Raw genomic sequence first — 19,927 nt, forward strand, 5'->3', positions numbered from 1 at the left:
TTATGCGTCAGATCATTCTCGATACGGAAACAACTGGACTTAACCCGCTCACTGGAGATCGGGTGATTGAGATTGGCTGCCTAGAAATGATCGATCGACGCTTGACTGGTAATAAGTTGCATCATTACATCAACCCTCAACGCGATATTGATCCAGGTGCCGTGGCTGTTCACGGTTTAACGGTAGAGTTTTTATCAGATAAGCCAGTCTTTGCAGATGTGGCTGATGAGATCATCACCTTCCTAAAAGATTCTGAAGTGATCATTCATAACGCCCCCTTTGACGTGGGCTTTTTAGATGTCGAGTTTGGGCTTTTGAAACGTGGCAAGGTCGATGAGCATGTGGCAGGCGTGATTGATACCCTCAAGAATGCCCGAGAGATGTTCCCTGGCAAAAGAAACTCCTTAGATGCTCTGTGCGAGCGCTTTGCCATCAGCAATGAGCACCGTACCCTTCACGGCGCTCTTCTAGATGCTGAACTCTTGGCCGAAGTTTATTTGGCCATGACCCGTGGTCAAGAAGATTTGATGATTGATCTGCATGGCATGGACAGCGATGCAGCCAATGCGAAACGCAAGCCCTTGCCCACCAAATTGGTGGTGCAGTTAGCTTCCATCGAAGAGCAAGAAACACATCAGGCTTATCTAGAAGGTGTTGCCAAGGCAGCCAAGAAGCCACCTGTTTGGAGTTGAGTAAATTCAAATAGTGTTAGTTGAATTTAGCCAAGGTTAGCTAGAGAAATAAAAAAGATCGCCGCGGCGATCTTTTTTCTTGTGTGCTTTCTGTTTGTTTGCTTTTTACTAACTGATTTACTTATTGACTTATCTACTTACTTAATTACTCGCTTAACCCATCTTAGGTGGGAAGAACTTGTACCAAAAGCCATATGCCCAGCAGGCAGCACAGAATGAAAATGCCCACTCAAGGGTAGAGAAAATCACCAAGGCAGTTGCTGGCACTTTCCATAAGTCATTGCCTGAATAAAGCAAGATGGATGCAACGGTCGCAGCAATGAACAAAATCTTATTGGCAAACATCTTGGCACCCGCATTCTCTTTTTTGCCAGCGAGATTCATGCCAGTCATGATCTTGGTGAATAAGCGATGTGATGGACATTTATAGTGCCCCAAAAATCCTCGCATAAAACCCATCAAGGCCAATAGAGGTAAAAGATGTGGAAAACCCAATAAAGCCACGACGCAAACCATAAATGTAATAAAGACTTCAAACCTCACAACATTAGCGCTCACAGGTGGAATATCAAAACGTAACATGCTCACTCCTCAGAAGAGATTGAATCTCATTCAATTACTTCATATTTTATTTATTAATCAATGGCTGATTTTAGGCCTGAAGATTACTCACGTCACTTAGAGAAAATTTCTAAGTGAATACCTTATTGAGGTGCCTTTACTTCATAAGATTTACTGCAAGGCCTTGATGATCTCTTCTTGCTTGGTCACAAAATTAATCTCAGTCACTTTTCCAGATTTGAGCTTGATGACGGTGATCGCATCATCTTTTTGCGGAAATAATTTTGACTGTGCCTCATCTCTTAAGATGGCAATCGTGTAAGGTCTTTTTTGCATTTTAGGGATTGCCACCATTTTGGTGATAAAGCCTGGCATGCCGCTGATATCAGCGACGTAGATGGCTTTTTTATCTTTCAGAATGGTTGGCGGCAAGTCTTCCAAGGTTTTACTCATGAGTGCACTGGTTGATTTGCCAGCGGCAAATAGAATCAAGTTGGTTTGCTCATTGATCGCGACCGTTTGATCGTGCTGATCTTTCATCTCAAGGACCAAACTATCGCCAATACGTGCTGCGCCTGCTGGTTGATTGGCGGAGGCAATCAAAGCAAAACCGCATAAAAACAGCGCTAACCCTAAGAGTTTTTTCAAAACATCACCTATTTTCTATTAAATAAATACAAATAAATCAATGGCTTAAGTAATTAATACCTTGATTTGAGAATCCTTAATTTAGCCTTAATTTTCGACCTCTATTGTTTGACCTATACCAAACAAAAGGATCAGACATGGCTCTTACATTAAGAACATATCATGACGCAAAGCATACCTTAATCTCCCCAGAATTTGATTCTGAGGAAAATCTTTACAAGTTCGAATGGGTAACCAAACAACACCCAGACAGAGAAAGCCTTCAGTCTTTCATCGCCACAACTTTCTATAAAACCTATGGTGCTGATGTGCATCACTTCAGCGATATCTTGGTGGGTTGTAAAGATGCTCAAGGCCAATGGCTAGCTGCCTTGGGTTTTTCAGCGCTCACGGATAAACCATGTTTTGTCGAACAATACTTAGATGCGCCACTAGAAATCAATATCGAAGCTCAAGTCAAAGAACACACCACTCGCAAAGAAATCGTAGAGGTTGGTAATTTGGCAGCCATTCATGCAGGAGCTGGCCGAACACTGATCATCAACATGACCCGTTTTTTACATGAGCAGGGATACAAGTGGGTGACTTTTACTGCCACTCGCACTTTGTTGAATTCATTCAAACGCCTAGGTATCAAATTATTCCAATTGGCAGAAGCGGATCCTAGTCGCTTAGAAGATGGCGGCAAAAACTGGGGCACTTATTACAACACTCAACCACAAGTGATGTTTGGTGACATCGCTTCAGGCTATGAGAAGCTGGCTTAACTCAATTCCACAACAACAAACCATTCTGTCTTCATGGACAGAGTCTTGGGATAAGGCTGCCCTTTTAAAGAAAATATCTCAAGTATCAGAAGCTCTATTAAAAAGAAAAAATCCTAAGGCACCTGTTGGAGTTTTGGCAGACAACTCTTTAGAGTGGATTGCAATTGATTTAGCCACCCAAGACATTGGCGTGACCTTGATCCCTCTTCCAAGCTTTTTCACACCCAATCAATGGCTACACGCCATCAAATCAAGTGGCATGCAAGCAATTTTTTGCCCACAAGAAGATGTGGCTAGAAATCTTGGCTTCATATTTCAGAATGACTATGCCGGCGAATTAAAGTTGTATGAAAGCATGAGCGTTCTTTCAAGCATCGTGGATCAGCCTAATTTGTTAGAAGTACAAAAGATAACTTATACCTCTGGCACCACCTCAGAGCCAAAAGGTGTTTGCTTGAGCACAGATCAGCAATGGTCTGTGGCGCAATCACTAGAGCAAGCCTTGCATTCGCTTCAAATAAAGAAACATTTGAATGTTTTGCCCTTATCAGTTCTTTTAGAGAATATTGCTGGTGTGTACACAGCTTTAGCCTGTGGTGCTGAAAATACATGCGTGCCATTGAGTGAAGTGGGCCTGCATGGTTCAAGTCAGTTTGATGCAGATGCTTGCATGGCAGCGATTGAGAAATACCAAGCCGAAAGCATCATTCTTTTACCTCAAATGCTTCAAGCCATCGTTACTCGCAGCACCAAGCAAGATCCTCGCTTGAAAAGCTTGAAGTTTGTGGCCGTTGGTGGCGGAAAAACACCCGTTGCTTTGATCAAAACTGCTAAGTCGATGGGCATACCAGTCTACGAAGGTTATGGCTTGTCAGAATGCGCATCGGTAGTTGCTTTGAATACACCCCACAATGAAAGAATCGGCAGTGTTGGCAAAGTTCTTGGCAATCGAATCGTTCGTATCTCAAAAGATGGCGAAATTGAGGTCAAGAATATGGACCTTCCCCATTATTTAGAAAACACCGCCGGGCTCACAAGCAATCTTACAAGCACGCCTTCAAGTGCTGAGTGTGAATGGTTGCCCACTGGTGACTTAGGTCATCTTGATGACGATGGCTTCTTGTATTTAGATGGTCGTAAAAAGAATGTACTGATCACCAGCTTTGGCAGAAACATATCGCCAGAATGGCCCGAGTCCTTATTGCTAGGCAGTGGTTTATTTAGACAAGCCATGGTGATTGGTGATGGGCAAGCACAGTTAGGCGCTTTATTGGTGACAGCAAAAGAAGGTTTATCTGATGAAGTTATTCAGGCGGGAGTCACATCAGCCAATCAAGAGCTTCCAGACTATGCGCAAATCAAACATTGGTTATTGGCTGATGAGCCCTTCTCGCCGAACAATGGTCTTGCAACGGCCAATGGCAGACTAAAACGAGATCTCATCAAAAAAAAATTCAACGATCAAATTGAATTGTTGTACGCAAATACTTAAATACGGAGAATCAATGACATTCTTTAATCAACTACAAAGTTCCACCGAGCAAGAAAGACAAGTTCTTTTTTCTGCACCTATCATTGAACATGCCCTGAAGGGTGATATTCAGAAGAAGCAGTATGTTGCATTTTTAACTCAGGCCTATCATCACGTTAAACACACGGTGCCATTGTTGATGGCCTGTGGCTCTCGACTGGGTTCTAAACATGAGTGGCTAAGAACGGCCATTGCAGAATATATTGAGGAAGAACTTGGTCATGAAGAATGGATTTTGTCTGACATCGCGGCATGCGGTGGTGATGCTGAGAAAGTCAGACACTCACGCCCACACATCAGCACTGAAATGATGGTGGCATATGCTTATCACCAAATCGATCGTGGCAATCCAATCGGATTTTTTGGCATGGTGCATGTCCTTGAAGGTACCAGCATTGCTCTAGCAACCAATGCTGCCAGCTCTATCAAGAGCAGCCTTGGTTTACCTCCCAATGCATTTAGCTATCTCAACTCTCATGGCAGCCTAGATTTAGAGCACGTCAAATTCTTTGAGACCTTGATGAATCAGGTAACCGATTCAAAAGACCAAGAAACCATCATTCATTGCGCCAAGAACTTTTATAAGCTTTACGGCGATATTTTTAGAAGCATTAAGACTGAAGAAATCCTTTTTAACTGATAACCATGACAAATAAACCATACAAAGTTGTTTTAACAGGTGCAACTGGCGGCATCGGCAGAGCAATTGCTTTGCAACTTGCGCCACAGTGTTCATCATTGATTTTGATGGGCCGCGATACTCAAAAGTTAGAAGCCTTAAAGAATGAATTAACAAATATTGATGTGAATGTTCAAATCGTATCTGGTGATTTGTGCGAAGACAGCACGGGCGTTCGATTAATTGATGCTATCTCGGCTCAACAAGGGATTAATCTCTTGATCAACAATGCCGGCATTAGCCAGTTCAAGAGTTTCGAGCAGCAATCAGATAAAGACATCACACAGTTGATGCTAACCAATCTGATTTCCCCCATGCTTTTATGTAAACAATTACTACCTCTTTTACAAAAAGAACCATCGCAGATCATCAATATCGGATCTATCTTCGGATATTTAGGCTTCCCTGGCTTTTCTTCTTACTGCGCCAGCAAATTTGGCCTACGAGGCTTCTCTCAATCTCTTCGACGAGAATTATCAGACACATCCGTATCAGTCAGGTACTTCGCTCCACGCGCCACAAAAACAAGCATCAATTCAGATCAAGTGATGCGCATGAATGCTGAACTTAAAACCGATTCGGATAATCCCGACTTCGTTGCCAAGGAATTCATGAAGTTTCTAAGTGGCAAGGCCTGGGAAAAGAAATTAGGTTTCAAGGAATCCTTTTTTGTCTTTATGAATAACTTGTTTCCAGGCGTTCCTGACAAAGCCATTCAAGGTCAGCTACCAATCATCAATAAATATCTAAATAAATAATCACGAGGTTTATATGAACATCATTAAAAAAATACCAGCAGCCCTTTTAATCAGCTTATCTCTTATCAGCTCTTTTGCTGTTGCAGGCTTAGAAGAAGACGTGAGTACTATTCAAAAAGAATGGGAAAAGATCAAATATCAAAGCCCGGAATCAAGCCATGAAAAAGGCTTTGAATCATTGATCAAAGAAGCCAATCAATTGGTCGCCCAAAATCCAAATCGTGCCGAGATTTTGATTTGGCAAGGCATTGTTGAATCGAGCTATGCAGGGGCAAAAGGTGGATTGGGTGCATTGGCTCACGTGAAAAATGCTAAGAAGACTTTTGAAAAAGCACTTGAAATCAATCCTACGGCATTAGATGGCTCTGCATACACAAGCTTGGGCTCGCTCTACTATCAAGTTCCAGGTTGGCCGATTGGTTTTGGCGATGATAAAAAAGCAGCCGAGTACTTAAAGAAGGGTTTGAGCATCAACCCTGATGGCATCGACCCAAATTACTTTTACGCTGACTTCTTATTCAGAAATGGTGATTACTCAGGCGCAGAAAGATCTTTGCGCAAAGCCTTACAGGCACCCGCTAGAAACGGACGAAAAGTAGCGGATGATGGTCGACGCAAGGAAATCAATCAATTACTTGAAAAAGTGGCTGAAAAACGAAAATAATGCTCTGAGTTAATCGATTAAACTATTCAAATTAATAGTTAATCTTTGATAAAAGGGCTTGGGCGGTGAGAATTTTATTGGTAGAAGACGATGAATTGCTCGCCTCCGGCTTGATGACTGCACTGACTCGTGCCAATCATCATGTAGACCATGTCGGGGATGGCCAAAAAGCCATCCACGCATTGGCAGATGGTGAGTTCGATATTGCCATTCTGGACCTAGGCTTACCAAAAATAGATGGTACCGAAGTACTCAAAACCATCCGTCAAAAAGGCAGTCATATCCCAGTATTGATTTTGTCTGCCAGGGATGCCACCCAAGACCGCATCTTAGGGCTGGATTTGGGAGCCGATGACTACCTCACCAAGCCATTTGAGTTAGATGAATTGCTTGCAAGGATTCGGGTTCTAGAACGACGTCGCAGCGGCAATACAGTTAATCAAATAAAAATTGGTGATTTGGTCATTGATCTCACTTCTTTATCTGTGACCTGGAAAGGCACCACACTGGATTTACAACGCCGTGAATTTGCCTTGCTGAAGAAGTTAGCAGAAAGTCCACATCAAGTTTTTAATCGATCTCAGCTCGAAGAATCACTATATGGCTGGAGTGATGGCGTTGAGAGCAACACCATTGATGTGCATATCCATAATCTACGTAAAAAAATCAACCCAAATATCGTCAAGACACTTCGAGGGGTTGGCTACAGAATTGGTGACATAGAAGAATCATGACTTATTTTTCAATTAGAAAACGATTGCTGCTTGGAATCTTTTTATCCATGATTGTGATTTTGGGTGGCATGGGTCTTGCCGCTCACTTTGTCACTGAACATGAATCAGAAGAGATCTTCAGTGCAAGACTGGCTACATCAGCCAGGGTTCTAGAAGTTCTAGCGGCCAAACAACTAGAGCATGCCACCATCAACAATCCAATCATCATTGAATTACCTGATGAATTAGAGCACCAGCATTCCTCCACCGAAGAAATCAGCGGTCACCCCTACGAAAGTAAGATTTCTTTTCAGATATGGCACAGCAATGGAAAATTACTGGCCAAATCTGCCACTGCTCCCGACAAACCTTTGGGCCCTATGACCGAGGGTTTTGGCAAAAATCTGATTGGCGATGATTTATGGCAAGTTTTTAAACTCAAATCTGGTGATGTTTGGGTGATGGTCGCCGAAATGGATTCAGTGAGAGGCGAGATGGCTGGTGACCTGGGCGTGGCCATCATGACACCCTTGATCATTGGTTCATTGATTTTATTGATTGTGATTAATTTGATAGCCTATAGAAGTTTGCGTCCTTTGCAAGCCTTGGCCAATGTGATTGCTGCTCGCGAACCTCAATCAATCAAACCCATCAAGTTATCAAAAACCCCCTCTGAATTAAAGCCTGTGATTGATGAGCTGAATCATCTGCTTGATAGGGTTCAAAAAGCATTCAAACGTGAACAACAGTTCATTGACGCGGCCGCTCACGAAATCAGAACACCAATTGCCGCATTACAACTTCATATTGAAAACGCTGTTAATGCCAAAAATGATACTGACAGAGATCAATCCTTGTCCGAGGCTTTGAATGGTCTTAGAAGAACCACGCGCCTCACTGAGCAACTATTGACCCTCAGTCGCGTGAGTGGTGCGACTGATCAAGAAAAACAACAAGTGTTATCACTTGATGGCATTTGTAAAGAAATTGTTAAAAATACCAAGCCGCTCATCACTCAACGCGGCCAAACGATTGAACTACACATCCATGATGATTGCTTGATCAATGGTGAGCAGCACAAGATTGAGCGTGTGATACAAAATCTGATCGATAACGCCTCTCAATATGGTTCAGCACACGGACTTATTTCAGTTTCTTTGGACAAAGTATGTGACACCATTCGTTTGGTTGTTAGCAATGATGGTGACATCATCCCTCAATCTGAAAAGATCAAGGTGTTTGATCCTTATTACAGAATCTTGGGCAGCAAATCATTTGGCAGTGGTCTAGGTCTTGCGATTGTCAAAGAAATTGTTCAACAACACAAAGGATCCATACGGATCGAAGATAAATCTGCCGGCAATGGCGTGCAAGTGATCATTGAATTCAAGAACGCGATTTAATCAAACCACTTTTGAGTATCTGGCTTCTGTTTGCACATCTCTTAAGTGCCTATCAAACACCATGGCAACGCGCCTAACCAGCAAACGACCTTTGGTAGGCACATAAATCTTTTTACCTTGCCACTCTAATAACCCTGCTTCTTCAAGCTCTTTAAGCTCTGGCAACTCTCTTGAGAAATAGATTTCAAAATCAATCTGATGTTTGCTTGCAAATGCTATTGTGTCTAATTCGAATTGGCACATCAACTCACCAATTAATTCGCGCCTTAGTAAATCATCATTGTCGAGTCTCATTCCGCGCATGGTTGGCAATTGATGCCGATCTAGGGCATGGTAATAGTCCTCAAGGGTTTTAACATTTTGTGGGTAGGTATCGTTCACTTTGCCAATCGATGAGATGCCGAAGGCCAATAAGTCACACTCCGCCTGTGTTGAATACCCTTGGAAGTTACGATGCAAGCGCCCCTCTTTTTGAGCAATCGCTAACTCATTATCTGGCTTAGAAAAATGGTCCATGCCAATAAACACAAATCCTGCTTCATTGAGTTGCTCAATGGTATTGGCCAAAATATCTAATTTATCTTTTGCGATTGGTAATTGATCTTCGGCAATCCGCCGTTGTGGTTTGAAGATAGTAGGAAGATGTGCATAGCTGTAGACAGATAAACGATCAGGGTTCATCGCAATCACTGCATTGACAGTCTCCCTGAATGTCACAGGCGTTTGTTTGGGTAAGCCATAGATCAAGTCCACACTAACTGAGTTAAAGCCATGTTTTCTGGCCCAATCAATCACATCCTTGGTTTCTTGTATTGTTTGCACCCGATGAACCGCTTGCTGAACTTCCAAATTGAAGTCTTGCACACCCAAACTGATGCGGTTAAATCCTAACTTCGCCAAGAGCTCAATATCAGCTTCACTGACACGGCGCGGATCAATCTCAATTGAATACTCACCACCCTCTTGCAATTCAAAATTCTCTTTGGTGTGGTGCATCAATTCAATCATTTCTTCATGAGATAAAAAGGTGGGAGTACCACCACCCCAATGAAGTTGAGTCACTGGTATTTTTATATTCACACCCATGGCTTGGGTGACGAGATTCATTTCTTTGGCCAAGTATTTGATGTATTTCGCACTTCGACCATGATCTTTGGTGATGATTTTGTTACATCCGCAGTAGTAGCAAATGTTCGGACAAAACGGTAGATGGAAATACAGCGAAATAGGTTTTTGATGCGTGGCGCATCGTTTCAATGCATCGATATAGTCAGTCTGATTGAACTGACCATTAAATCGATCAGCGGTTGGATAGGATGTGTAGCGTGGGCCATTGATGTCAAAGCGTTTCAACAATTCAGACTGAAACAGCGGTTCATGGCCAGCAGGGGCTAAGACAGATGGCTTTTTTATAAAAGTCATGGGGGCCATTCTAAGCCCCCATGATTTATTCCAAATTGATAAAAATCAAATGGATTGGTTTAAGTTAGGTAAATTATCTAAGGATTCGATCCATTAGCCATTCACTGGCATGCTAAAGCTAGGACCTTGAGCAATGGTTTCTGGCCAACGCTGAGTCACAGCCTTCATACGAGTGTAGAAACGCACACCTTCTGGACCATGCACGTGATGATCGCCAAATAAACTACGCTTCCAACCACCAAATGAATGGAAGGCCATCGGCACTGGAATAGGCACGTTCACACCCACCATACCCACCTGGATGCGGCTCACAAATTCACGGGCAGTGTTGCCGTCTCTGGTGAAGATTGCTGTGCCGTTACCGTACTCATGATCATTGATCAATTGAATCGCTGTAGCAACATCATCAACACGCATCACGCTCAACACTGGGCCAAAGATTTCTTCTTTGTAGATGCTCATATTAGGCTTCACGTTGTCGAATAAACAACCGCCCAAGAAGAAGCCATTTTCACAACCAGCTACTTTTAAGTTGCGGCCATCGACCACCAACTTTGCGCCTTCTTTAACACCAGCGTCCACATAACCTGTGACCTTATCCAAATGAACTTTGGTCACCAATGGGCCCATTTCAGCACCAGGAGTTAAACCGTTATCAACTTTGAGTTTCTTGATACGAGTCGATAGTTTTTCAATCAAGGCGTCAGCCACATCACCAACAGCCACCGCCACTGAAATCGCCATACAACGCTCGCCAGCAGAACCGTAAGCAGCGCCCATTAATGCGTCCACTGCTTGATCTAAGTCGGCATCAGGCATCACCACCATGTGATTCTTGGCTCCGCCCAAAGCTTGAACACGCTTGCCATTTTTTGCAGCTGTTTCATAAATATAAGAAGCAATTGGAGTTGATCCAACAAAGCTAATGGCTTTGACATCAGGGTGATTCAATAATGCGTCTACAGCGGTTTTATCGCCTTGCACAACGTTAAAGACACCTTTTGGCAAACCAGCTTCTTCCAACCACTTAGCAGCCAATAAAGTAGCTGAAGGATCTCTTTCTGAAGGCTTTAGTACAAATGTGTTGCCAGAGGCAATGGCCACTGGGTACATCCACATTGGCACCATCGCTGGAAAGTTAAATGGCGTGATACCTGCGCACACACCAAGTGCTTGACGCATGGTCCATGCATCCATGCCCTTGGCGATTTGCTCGGTGTACTCACCTTTTAAAAGCTGAGGAATGCCACAAGCAAAATCCACGACTTCTAAACCACGCTGAATCTCACCTTTGGCATCATCAAATGTTTTACCGTGTTCACGGGTGATCACTTCTGCCATTTCATCGATACGTGCCTCAATGATGGCCTTGAAATTGAACATGACCTTCGCACGACGCGTCACAGGAGTGGTTGACCATGCTGGGAAAGCAGCTTTGGCTGCAGCAACCGCTTTGGCTACGCCGTCGACCGAAGCTAACTCTACATTGGCACGAACTTGACCTGTTGCAGGCTCATACACTGGGGCAGTTGAGCCGCCAAAACGAATGACCTCACCATTGATATGGTGTCCGATAGTTTCTGACATTTTGTCTCCTACTTCATTTATATTCTTAGAATTACAACTTTACCAATATTCTACCCAATTGACCGTTTTTAGACTTTTTCTCAAGCTTTTTGCTGCGTTATTGGCCCTAGGGCAATTATCAGCATGCGCCATGGTGGCAGCCTATCCTTTGACTGCTGCCAGCGTTGGCACCACAGTGACTACCGGAAAGAGTTTGACCGATCATGCCGCATCCGAGGGTACGGGGCATGACTGCTCGGTGATGCGGGTATTTGAGGGTAAAAATGTCTGTGAAAAACGCCTAAAACCCAGTGAAGTTCCAGTTCAAGACTTCAGCCGCCAACAGAGGGTGGTTCCCAATTAATTTGCCGGGGCGCTAAAGAAATTCGTCCCTGATAACTTGGGCTTATTTCGAATTGCCTTCGATTACTGCAAGGTGTCTTTTAAGGCCGGAAAGACCGGTAAAGAAACTACCTCAATACCCTCTTCACGAAGCTCTGCTGTTTCATCAATCGTGGCATGACCACGAATACTTCTTTCAGGGGCTTCTTGGTAGTGTATTTTTCTGGCTTCTTCAGCAAAGTCATGACCCACGTCTTCGGTCTTATTGATGAGTTCTCTCATCGCCTTCATCACCGTGGCCTGAACCTGAGCCTGTAAGTGCGCGTGCTCTGAACCAGTTAAAACCATGGATTGACCTGCGTCGCGGTTCACACCCGCAGAGCTATTGGCTTGGACTGCCGATTGATTGGTGGGCACCAATTCACGGCTGGCGCGTTTAGAAATTCTTGGGGCAGAAGGTAAACGCACAATCTCTTTGCTATCGCACACAGGGCAAGTGAGCAAGCCTGATTCCTGCTGAGACAGAGCATCAGCTTCAGAAGCAAACCACCCTTCAAAGTGGTGATCAAGATGGCAAGCGAGGTTATAGACTTTCATGGGGCAAGGCTGACTTATGACTAATTAATATATTTACTATTTTAATTACTTAATTGATTTCTGTTTTATTTTTGATTTTTCAAAGTTTTTTGAGACGTCTGGCCAAATGGTAAACAGAAATGATGGTCTTAACGTCTGTAATCTTTCCGCTAGCAATCCACTCATGCATTTCATCCAAGCTGGCGGCAAATACATCCAAGAATTCGCCTTCATCCAAGGCTCGCTCACCCAAAGTCAAATCTTTGGCGAGATAAATATCGATGATTTCAGTTGAATAAGAAATCACTGGATGAATTCTGCCAAGAAACTCCCAAGATTTAGCTGAGTAACCAGTCTCTTCTAAGAGTTCGCGTTGGGCGCACAAGAGTGGATCTTCACCAAGTTCTAATTTACCTGCAGGAATCTCAATCATGGCGGCATCCACAGGGTAACGGAACTGCCTCTCTAGCAAGATTCGACCATCATTCAAGATCGGCATGATTGCCACTGCCCCAGGGTGAATCAAATACTCACGATAAGTGGTGTTGCCATCTGGCAACTGAACGATGTCTTTTTTTAAGTGCAGGAATTTTCCCAAATAAACATCTTCAGAAGATGTTCGATGCTCACGCAAGTGCCCATCAGATTCAGATAAATCAGAGAAACTTTTTTCTGGCTCAGAGTTTGACTTAGGGTTTGACTCAGAGGAACTCATAAGGCTAATGAAATAAAGTGACGCTTAGCCACGAGCATCATTGCGATGCTTCATCAGAAAACGCCAAGTGAAGCCTGGGAAGGCAGCCACAAAGAATAAGCACAAACTGACCGCAAAGAATTCCCAACGCTTTGGAAAGACATTACCAATCATGCTTTCCAATGAATACCCAATCAAACCAATCAGAGCGTACCAAACACCCATTTCCAATAAGCACCAACCCACGTGTTTATCTTCGAGTGTTTTAAAGAATAAAAATTTACGGCTAGCATAAGCAGCATTGGCGGCCATCAAGGCCACCAAAATCAAACTCCAAGATTCAATGCTTAGGCTAGCAGGTGTCATGATTAGCTCAATAAAGTGGTTGACATGGCACTCAAGCAAAGTGCCATCAATGTTGCTGGGAAAATACCGCACAACAAAACAAATAGACCGTTCAAGGTAAACACGGTTTTAACAACCAAGCCGCCTTCGATTGGCGCTGTTTGAATTGGCTCATCAAAGTACATGCATTTAACAACGCGCAAGTAATAGAATGCGCCCACCAATGAAGCCATCACAGCGATGATTGCAAGATACAAATGCTCACTGTCAATCAAGGCCTCAAGAATTGATAACTTTGCGGCAAAGCCCACTGTTGGAGGAATGCCCGCCAAAGAGAACATCAAGATCAAACCAATGAATGCCATCCATGGATGACGGCGGTTCAAACCTTTAAGATCATCGAGTGTTTCGCATTCATATCCTTTGCGAGATAGAATCATCAACAAACCAAATGAGCCCAAAGTGGTCAACACATAGGTTACCGCGTAAAACAAAGCAGCGCTATAAGCGTGCTCATCAAAAATCGACAACATGCCTAAAATCATGAAGCCCATGTGAGAAATCGTTGAGTAAGCCAACATTCTCTTGAGATTGGTTTGCGCAATCGCCGTCAAGTTACCAATCACCAAAGACATCACTGCCAGGATCATGATCATTGGTTGCCAATCATTGGTCAATGGCAGCAAGCCACCCACCAATAAGCGGAATAACAATGCAAAAGCCGCCACCTTTGGTGCGCCTGCAATCATCAATGTCACAGCGGTTGGCGCACCTTGATACACATCAGGTACCCACATGTGAAACGGTGCCACGCCTAACTTGAACGCCAAGCCTGACACAATGAACACAACCGCAAAAGCCAATACCAAACGGTTGATGCGTTGGTCACCCACTGCTTTTAAGATTTCATCAAGATCAAGGCTGCCTGTTGCGCCGTAAAGCATTGACATACCGTACAACAAGAAACCAGAAGCCAAGGCACCCAAGATAAAGTACTTCATCGCAGCTTCAGTACCCAGAGCAGAGTCACGCTTCATCGCAACCAAGGCATAGGTTGGTAGCGCTAATAGCTCTAAACCCAAGTAAAGCGTCAACAAGTTAGAGCCAGAAATCATCACGCATTGGCCCATCAAAGCCAACAAGGTTAAAACAATGAAATCCACCCTGAATAAGCCACGATCGATCAAATACTGCTTTGAGTAAACCAAAGTCACGAAAACGGCCAAACAAGCCACTGACTTCAGGATGCTTGATAAGGCATCCACTATGAATAAATTATTGAAGGCGTGCACAGGTTGATCAACCGCTTGCAAACCAAATGCAAAGCTCAACCCTAGCAACAAGGCTAAACTGATTTTGTAGGCCAATTCAGTGCCACGTGGCGCATAAAAAATATCTTCGTCTGATGCCTGTGGCTCATTCATGAAAACAGTCATTAATAGCAAACATGCTACCGTCAGGAGCACCAGCTCCGGCAACATCGCAATGAGATCAATCGATTGCATAAGTATCTCTTTCCTCTTTCAGGATTAAAGTTTGCTAACTGCCACGTGCTTTAAAAGCTCGATAACAGAAACATGCATCACATCAGTGAATGGTTTTGGATAAACGCCCATGCCAATCGTGAAAATGGCCAAGACACTCATGATTAAAAATTCACGCGCATTGATATCAGTCAACTCTGCAACGTGTTGATTGCCAACATCACCAAAGAACACTCGCTTGGTCATCCACAATGAATAAGCAGCACCTAGGATCAAGGCAGTCGCTGCCAAGATACCGATCAAGAAGTCGTAATCAACGGCCGCCAAAATAACCATGAACTCGCCCACGAAACCTGAAGTTGCTGGCAGTCCGCAATTGGCCATGGCAAACAACACGGCAAAGGCTGTGAATTTAGGCATGGTGTTGACCACACCGCCGTAATCAGCAATTTGGCGTGAGTGCATGCGGTCATAAAGAACGCCGATGCTCAAGAACATGGCGGCGGAAATAAAGCCATGAGAAATCATCTGCACAATCGCACCCTCAACACCCATTGGGTTGAAGATGAAGAATCCTAAAGTAACGAAACCCATGTGTGCAATCGATGAATAAGCCACGAGCTTTTTCATATCAGCCTGAACTAAGGCCACCAAACCAATGTAGATCACCGCCACCAACGACAGCGTAATCACGGCAGGCGCAAGATATTGGCTTGCATCCGGTGCAATCGGCAATGAGAATCTCAAGAAACCATAGGCACCCAACTTCAACATGATCGCAGCCAAGACGACTGAGCCACCTGTTGGCGCCTCTACGTGGGCATCTGGCAACCATGTATGAACTGGCCACATCGGCACTTTGACCGCAAAGGCCATGAAGAATGCGCCAAAAATCAGCACTTGCTCAACGATGTCAAGTTTGGCTTTGTGCCAAGTCAGAATATTGAATGTGTCTGTCACGTTGTACAGATACAAAATGGCAATCAAAGTTAAAAGTGAGCCCAGCAAGGTGTACAAGAAGAACTTGAAGGCTGCGTACACACGATTTGGACCGCCCCACACACCAATGATGATGTACATCGGAATCAAAGTAGCTTCAAAGAAAACATAGAACAACAAGCCGTCCAATGAGGCAAATACACCAATCATCAAACCAGACAAAATCAAGAAGGCTGCCATGTACTGAGATACGTTGACCGTGATCACTTCCCATGCTGCAACCACCACGATCACCGTGATAAAGGCTGTTAAAACAACAAACCACATTGAAATACCATCAACCCCTAAGAAGTAATTGATGTCATAGCGCGGCACCCAAGATACTTGCTCCACAAACTGCATGGCTGCAGTGCTGGTATCAAAGCCTGTGACCAATGGCAAGGTTGCCGTAAAGCTGATCAAAGAAGCGATCAAAGCCATGATGCGAACATAGCCCTTGCTGTTGTCCGAACCAGTGAACAAAATAATCAAACCGAAAATGATCGGTAACCAGATTGAGAAAGAAAGAATCATATTGGGGCGCTATATCTATTGTTTTATTTAATGGAGCCCAAGTGGGTATATAAAATCCAGCCGATCAAAGCAATCAAGCCAAGAATCATCGCAAATGCATAGTGATACAAATAACCTGATTGCACCTGACGCACGTTTGCTGAGAACCAAGCAATCACCCGTGTGCTGCCGTTCACAACTAAACCGTCAATCAATCCCTGATCAGCACGTTTCCATAAACCAGTACCCAAGACTCTTGCACCTTTGGCAAACACCGCTTGGTTGAAATCATCCATGTAGTACTTGTTATCAAGAATCGTCTTAACTGGTGCCAATACGCGCGCAAAGAAGGCCGGAATCTGAGGTAACCACAGATAAAAGACTGCAGCCGTCACCACACCACCCAGCGCCAAATACAAAACAGGCGTGTGTAATGAGTGAGCGACCATGCCCAAAGGACCTGTGAAGGCATCCGCCAATTCTTTCATGGCCACGTGCTTGGTCACATCAACAAAAATGGCATTACCAAAGAAGTCACCAAACAACATTGGGCCAATCGTGAAGTAACCCACAATCACTGAAGGAATCGCTAATAGAACCAATGGCAATGTCACCACCCATGGAGACTCATGTGGTTTTTGACCTGGTGCTAAACCATGATGATGGTGGTCATCGTGATGATCGTCCTTGGCGTCATGAGCATCATGACCATGGTCGTGATGAGCTTGACCAAAACGCTCTTTACCGTGGAACACCAAGAAGTACATTCTGAATGAGTAGAAAGCCGTGATAAATACACCGGCCATCACAGCAAAGAAGGCAAAGCCAGAGCCAGTGATGGTGCTCTTAGCAACCGCTTCAATGATCGAATCTTTTGAGTAGAAGCCTGAGAAAAGAGGTGTACCAATCAAAGCCAAAGAACCCAACAAAGACGTGAACCAAGTGATTGGCATGTACTTCCACAAGCCACCCATGTTGCGCATGTCTTGATCGTGGTGCATGCCCATGATCACACTACCCGCTCCCAAGAACAACAATGCCTTGAAGAAAGCGTGCGTCATCAAATGGAATACGGCGATTGGGTAAGCAGACACGCCCAAAGCCACTGTCATGTAACCGAGTTGTGACAAAGTTGAATAAGCCACCACGCGCTTGATATCGTTTTGTACGATGCCCAAGAAGCCCATGAACAAAGCAGTGATTGATCCAATGATCAACACAAATGACAAGGCTGCATCAGATAACTCAAACAATGGTGACATACGGCTCACCATGAAAATACCTGCTGTCACCATCGTGGCTGCGTGAATCAAAGCAGAAATTGGTGTTGGGCCTTCCATTGAGTCTGGTAGCCAAACGTGCAATGGGAATTGTGCAGACTTACCCATCGCGCCGATGAACAAGCAAACGCAGGCCACTGTGACCAAATTCCAATCAGTACCAGGCAAGACTTGTTGAACCAACAAATCTTTTTGAGCAAACACGCCGTCATAACTCATGCTGCCGGTATAAGCCAATAAAAGACCAATGCCCAGAATGAAACCAAAGTCACCCACACGGTTGACCAAGAAGGCTTTCATATTGGCAAAAATCGCGGTTGGTCGCTTGTACCAGAAACCAATCAATAAATAAGAGACCAAGCCAACAGCTTCCCAGCCAAAGAACAACTGCAAGAAGTTATTGCTCATCACCAACATCAACATGGAGAAGGTGAATAAAGAAATGTAGGAGAAGAAACGAGCGTAACCCTCGTCTTCAGCCATATAACCAATGGTGTAAATGTGCACCATCAAAGAGACGAAGGTCACCACCACCATCATCATGGCAGTCAATGGATCGACCAAGAAACCAACTTCAAGACTCAACTCACCCAATTGCATCCAGGTATAGATGGTTTCGTTGAATCGCGCACCTGCCATCACGTCATTCAAGACCATGAATGAAAAAATGCATGAGATAGCCACACCTAAAATTGTGACCGTGTGTGCAGTTGAGCGACCAATGAGATTGCCCAAGAATTTAGTGCCGAATAAACCAGCAATCGCAGCACCTACCAATGGAGCCAGTGGAATAGCCAGCAATACAAGAGGATTCAAGATTGGAGTAGTCATATGATCTGTCTTAACCCTTCAGTTGTCCGAGGTCTTCAGCATGGATTGTGTCTAGCTTACGGAACATCGTGACCAAAATTGCCAAGCCAATGGCTGCTTCAGCAGCTGCCACAGTCAAGATAAAGAATACGAACACTTGGCCAGCCATATCTCCCAGATAGTGAGAGAAGGCAATGAAGTTCAAATTAACGGCCAACAACATCAATTCCAAAGACATCAACAAAACAATGATGTTCTTGCGATTCAAGAAAATGCCAACCACGCCAATTGCAAACAAGATGGCAGCCAACACGAGGTAATGAGCCAAGGTGATTGTCATGAATAAATCCTTTTTCCGAAATGTCTCATCATCACTGTCCTAAGATTCTTTGTTGGCTGATGAATCAGCATTCATAGAGGTGACCATGCGCACACGATCTTCTTTTCTTGTGCGAATTTGATCAGGGATATCTTGAGTCTTGGTGTCTTTACGGCGACGCAAAGTCAAAGCCACTGAAGAAATGATGGCCACCAACAGAATAATGCCCGCAACTTCAAAGCTGAAGAGGTACTCGGTGTAAAGCAAGATACCCAATGCCTTGGTGTTATTAGCAGCTACTTCAGGATCCATGTTTCTGATTGGCTGAGTGGTACCGATAAAGCCACGAATCAACACAATTGCCATCTCAGCCACAATGACCGCACCCACCAAAGAGGCGACTGGCATGTATTGCTTGAAGCCTTTGCGCAAATGATCCAAGTCCAGGTCTAGCATCATGACCACGAACAAGAACAAAACCATCACCGCACCAACGTAAACCAAGACCAACAAAATAGCTAAGAATTCAGCATGCAACAACATCCAAATAGCAGCCGCTGTGAAGAAAGATAAAACCAAGAACAATGCAGCGTGAACTGGGTTGCGTGCAGTGATAACGCGCAAAGCAGCCATGATCAGAATGGCTGCAAAGATATAAAAGAGGATTGATTTAGGTTCTAGCATCATTTGTATTTAGCATCCGCTGTTTTATTGGCAGCGATTTCGTTTTCATAACGATCACCCACTGCTAATAACATGTCTTTCGTGAAATACAAGTCACCACGCTTTTCGCCGTGATACTCATGAATATGCGTCTCAACAATCGCATCTACTGGGCAAGCCTCTTCGCAAAAGCCACAGAAAATACATTTGGTTAAATCGATGTCATAACGAGTGGTTCTGCGCGTACCATCATCACGCTGATCTGATTCAATTGTGATGGCCATGGCAGGGCACACTGCTTCACACAGCTTGCAAGCAATGCAACGCTCTTCACCATTCGGGTAGCGACGCAAAGCGTGCAAACCACGAAAACGTGGAGACATTGGTGTTTTTTCTTCAGGGTACTGAACAGTGATCTTTGGCTTGAACAAATACTTACCAGTCAAAGCCATGCCTTGTAACAACTCTTTTAAGAGCAAGCTACCAAAGAATTCGCGGATACGTTGGAACATTTTTAAA

The 19,927-nt window shown here is 44.1% G+C and carries 22 protein-coding genes; 9 read left to right on the forward strand and 13 right to left on the reverse strand.

Annotation, left to right across the window (positions count from 1 at the left end; translation table 11 throughout):
• Positions 1–2 precede the first annotated feature (2 nt).
• Positions 3–692, forward strand: coding sequence for a DNA polymerase III subunit epsilon (gene dnaQ / locus AOC33_RS07315; RefSeq protein ID WP_089516299.1), 690 nt, complete (start codon positions 3–5; stop codon positions 690–692).
• Positions 693–845: 153 nt separating this feature from the next.
• Here the strand turns inward: dnaQ and AOC33_RS07320 are convergent, their stop codons facing one another.
• Both AOC33_RS07320 and AOC33_RS07325 read right to left on the reverse strand, forming a co-directional pair.
• Positions 846–1,274, reverse strand: coding sequence for a DUF4395 family protein (locus tag AOC33_RS07320; protein WP_089516301.1), 429 nt, complete (start codon positions 1,272–1,274; stop codon positions 846–848).
• A 150-nt stretch (positions 1,275–1,424) separates the two neighbouring features.
• Positions 1,425–1,901 carry a hypothetical protein gene (locus tag AOC33_RS07325; protein ID WP_089516303.1) on the reverse strand — a complete coding sequence of 159 codons (477 nt, stop codon included), beginning with the start codon at positions 1,899–1,901 and terminating at the stop codon, positions 1,425–1,427.
• Positions 1,902–2,038: 137 nt separating this feature from the next.
• Between AOC33_RS07325 and AOC33_RS07330 the strand changes: the two genes are divergently transcribed.
• The 7 genes from AOC33_RS07330 to AOC33_RS07360 all read left to right on the forward strand — a co-directional run bounded on the left by AOC33_RS07330 (position 2,039) and on the right by AOC33_RS07360 (position 8,416).
• The gene (locus tag AOC33_RS07330) at positions 2,039–2,668 is read left to right on the forward strand and encodes a thermostable hemolysin (protein ID WP_089516307.1); all 630 of its coding nucleotides are present in this window, start codon (positions 2,039–2,041) and stop codon (positions 2,666–2,668) included.
• Entirely contained in the window at positions 2,634–4,160 is a 1,527-nt protein-coding gene (locus AOC33_RS07335; protein ID WP_143744029.1) for an AMP-binding protein, read from the forward strand. Before AOC33_RS07330 ends, AOC33_RS07335 begins: the two co-directional genes overlap by 35 nt.
• A gap of 13 nt (positions 4,161–4,173) precedes the next feature.
• Positions 4,174–4,839, forward strand: a complete 666-nt coding sequence (locus AOC33_RS07340) for an iron-containing redox enzyme family protein (protein ID WP_089516313.1) — start codon at positions 4,174–4,176, stop codon at positions 4,837–4,839.
• Positions 4,840–4,844: 5 nt separating this feature from the next.
• Positions 4,845–5,636, forward strand: a complete 792-nt coding sequence (locus AOC33_RS07345) for an SDR family oxidoreductase (protein WP_089516316.1) — start codon at positions 4,845–4,847, stop codon at positions 5,634–5,636.
• A 13-nt stretch (positions 5,637–5,649) separates the two neighbouring features.
• Complete coding sequence (locus AOC33_RS07350) at positions 5,650–6,300, forward strand: tetratricopeptide repeat protein (protein WP_143744030.1); 651 nt, start codon at positions 5,650–5,652, stop codon at positions 6,298–6,300.
• Positions 6,301–6,365: 65 nt separating this feature from the next.
• Positions 6,366–7,034, forward strand: coding sequence for a response regulator transcription factor (locus AOC33_RS07355; RefSeq protein ID WP_089516319.1), 669 nt, complete (start codon positions 6,366–6,368; stop codon positions 7,032–7,034).
• Complete coding sequence (locus AOC33_RS07360) at positions 7,031–8,416, forward strand: ATP-binding protein (RefSeq protein ID WP_089516321.1); 1,386 nt, start codon at positions 7,031–7,033, stop codon at positions 8,414–8,416. The genes AOC33_RS07355 and AOC33_RS07360 overlap by 4 nt, the downstream gene beginning before the upstream one ends.
• Here the strand turns inward: AOC33_RS07360 and hemN are convergent, their stop codons facing one another.
• Both hemN and AOC33_RS07370 read right to left on the reverse strand, forming a co-directional pair.
• On the reverse strand, positions 8,417–9,838 hold the full coding sequence (hemN, locus tag AOC33_RS07365) for an oxygen-independent coproporphyrinogen III oxidase (RefSeq protein ID WP_089516463.1): 1,422 nt from the start codon (positions 9,836–9,838) through the stop codon (positions 8,417–8,419).
• Positions 9,839–9,931: 93 nt separating this feature from the next.
• Complete coding sequence (locus AOC33_RS07370; RefSeq protein ID WP_089516324.1) at positions 9,932–11,425, reverse strand: CoA-acylating methylmalonate-semialdehyde dehydrogenase; 1,494 nt, start codon at positions 11,423–11,425, stop codon at positions 9,932–9,934.
• A 100-nt stretch (positions 11,426–11,525) separates the two neighbouring features.
• Between AOC33_RS07370 and AOC33_RS07375 the strand changes: the two genes are divergently transcribed.
• Positions 11,526–11,768 (forward strand): hypothetical protein, encoded by a 243-nt coding sequence (locus tag AOC33_RS07375; RefSeq protein WP_143744031.1) that lies wholly within the window; start codon positions 11,526–11,528, stop codon positions 11,766–11,768.
• A 62-nt stretch (positions 11,769–11,830) separates the two neighbouring features.
• On the opposite strand, the gene AOC33_RS07380 is transcribed toward AOC33_RS07375, so the two are convergent.
• The 9 genes from AOC33_RS07380 to nuoI all read right to left on the reverse strand — a co-directional run bounded on the left by AOC33_RS07380 (position 11,831) and on the right by nuoI (position 19,920).
• Positions 11,831–12,343 carry a DUF1178 family protein gene (locus tag AOC33_RS07380; RefSeq protein WP_089516328.1) on the reverse strand — a complete coding sequence of 171 codons (513 nt, stop codon included), beginning with the start codon at positions 12,341–12,343 and terminating at the stop codon, positions 11,831–11,833.
• 79 nt (positions 12,344–12,422) lie between these two features.
• Positions 12,423–13,037 carry an NUDIX domain-containing protein gene (locus AOC33_RS07385; RefSeq protein WP_089516330.1) on the reverse strand — a complete coding sequence of 205 codons (615 nt, stop codon included), beginning with the start codon at positions 13,035–13,037 and terminating at the stop codon, positions 12,423–12,425.
• A gap of 24 nt (positions 13,038–13,061) precedes the next feature.
• Entirely contained in the window at positions 13,062–13,382 is a 321-nt protein-coding gene (locus AOC33_RS07390) for a DUF2818 family protein (protein WP_089516332.1), read from the reverse strand.
• A 2-nt stretch (positions 13,383–13,384) separates the two neighbouring features.
• Positions 13,385–14,866, reverse strand: coding sequence for an NADH-quinone oxidoreductase subunit NuoN (gene nuoN / locus AOC33_RS07395; RefSeq protein WP_089516334.1), 1,482 nt, complete (start codon positions 14,864–14,866; stop codon positions 13,385–13,387).
• A gap of 24 nt (positions 14,867–14,890) precedes the next feature.
• Positions 14,891–16,357, reverse strand: coding sequence for an NADH-quinone oxidoreductase subunit M (locus AOC33_RS07400; protein WP_089516336.1), 1,467 nt, complete (start codon positions 16,355–16,357; stop codon positions 14,891–14,893).
• 23 nt (positions 16,358–16,380) lie between these two features.
• Positions 16,381–18,447, reverse strand: a complete 2,067-nt coding sequence (gene nuoL, locus AOC33_RS07405) for an NADH-quinone oxidoreductase subunit L (protein ID WP_089516338.1) — start codon at positions 18,445–18,447, stop codon at positions 16,381–16,383.
• Between the two features lie 10 nt (positions 18,448–18,457).
• Positions 18,458–18,766: an NADH-quinone oxidoreductase subunit NuoK gene (nuoK, locus tag AOC33_RS07410; RefSeq protein ID WP_089516340.1), complete on the reverse strand. Its 309-nt coding sequence runs from the start codon at positions 18,764–18,766 to the stop codon at positions 18,458–18,460.
• 39 nt (positions 18,767–18,805) lie between these two features.
• Entirely contained in the window at positions 18,806–19,432 is a 627-nt protein-coding gene (locus tag AOC33_RS07415; protein ID WP_245835635.1) for an NADH-quinone oxidoreductase subunit J, read from the reverse strand.
• Complete coding sequence (gene nuoI / locus AOC33_RS07420) at positions 19,429–19,920, reverse strand: NADH-quinone oxidoreductase subunit NuoI (RefSeq protein ID WP_089516342.1); 492 nt, start codon at positions 19,918–19,920, stop codon at positions 19,429–19,431. Before nuoI ends, AOC33_RS07415 begins: the two co-directional genes overlap by 4 nt.
• Positions 19,921–19,927: the final 7 nt, after the last annotated feature.

Origin of the sequence: Polynucleobacter cosmopolitanus (assembly GCF_002224225.1) — a bacterium.
Classification (GTDB): Bacteria; Pseudomonadota; Gammaproteobacteria; order Burkholderiales; family Burkholderiaceae; genus Polynucleobacter; species Polynucleobacter cosmopolitanus.